This window comes from Mesorhizobium sp. M4B.F.Ca.ET.089.01.1.1, assembly GCF_004022605.1.
Taxonomy (GTDB): Bacteria; Pseudomonadota; Alphaproteobacteria; order Rhizobiales; family Rhizobiaceae; genus Mesorhizobium; species Mesorhizobium abyssinicae.
This window is the reverse complement of record NZ_RZOS01000880.1, coordinates 1-1,162: the sequence shown is the minus strand read 5'-3', so window position 1 is coordinate 1,162 and position 1,162 is coordinate 1. Positions and strand designations below refer to the sequence as shown.

General features: G+C 61.7%; 1 pseudogene. It reads left to right on the top strand.

Annotated elements, in window-relative coordinates:
• Positions 1 to 531: pseudogene (locus EN780_RS34720) on the top strand (transposase); the annotation flags it as partial.
• Positions 532 to 1,162 lie beyond the last annotated feature (631 nt).

Genomic DNA, 1,162 nt, shown 5'->3' with positions numbered 1-1,162 from the left:
TTCACGGCCATCAGCAGCTGTCGCTTTTCAACGCCCACTACGACGAGCGTTGCTTCCTGCCGATCCATGTCTATGACGCCGCCACCGGCCGCCCGGTCGCCATGATCCTGCGCGCCGGCAAGACCCCGACGGGCGAGGAGATCCGCGGCTATCTGCGCCGCCTCGTGCGCCGCATCCGCGCCCGCTGGCCGACCACCCGTATCCTGATCCGCGGCGATGGCCACTATGGCCGGGCGCAAGTCCTGGCCTGGTGCGAGAACAACGGCATCGACTACCTCTTCGGCCTACCCGGCAACAAGGTTCTGCAGCGGCTCGTCGACGAGAGCGCCGACGACAACCACACCCCTCGTGCGCTCGAGCGCAAGGCTGTGCTGCGCGGCTATGCCGAGACCCACTACAACGCGAAACACTGGAAGGCCGAACACCGCACCTGCGCTCGCATGGGTCCGCCGAGCACATCTATGACGTGATCTACTGTGCCCGCGGCCAACCGAAAACCTGATCAAGATGCACAAGAGCCAGCTCGCCAACCAGGTCCGTGGTGTCGATACCGGATCAATACTCCCCATAAGTTGGAGTGGCCCCTCGGGCCGGACAGAGTCAGGCCGCTGATCTGACCGTTGCCGGGGTGTTTTGATCCTCGAATTGCATTGGACTGAGACAGCCGAGTGCTGAGTGAAGCCGTCGGCCGGTTGTAGACCTCCTCAAGGTCTCGAAGGCCATCGGATAGACGGCCTCGGCTTTGAGCGGTCATCGAACACATTCCGCATTTCGTCTTCATGATTGCCGCGCCGGCCCATGGAACCGACCAGGCCGTAGGCGGCATGGTGATCGCGATAGGCTGCGGTGAAAAAGACGCCGCGCCGCCACCTGTCCGCCGCTCAGCGGCAAGCAAACCCAGATACGTCATGAATAAGAGGGGCTACTGGTTTGACAGCGGTCACAATTGGCAGTGCTGACCGGAGATGATCAGTATCCGTACGATTAAGGCCGCATGGTGATGGCTACGTCGCGCCGCTAATGTCCGCTTAAATTTAATGGACAATAGCGTCATGAAATATCTGGCCATGGAGACGCCGACGACGGCGGAAGTTGACAAGACCGCAGCTCTGCCGTTGCCGGCGGATGGGGATCGCAAGCGCGGTCGAAAACGAGTTCGCCG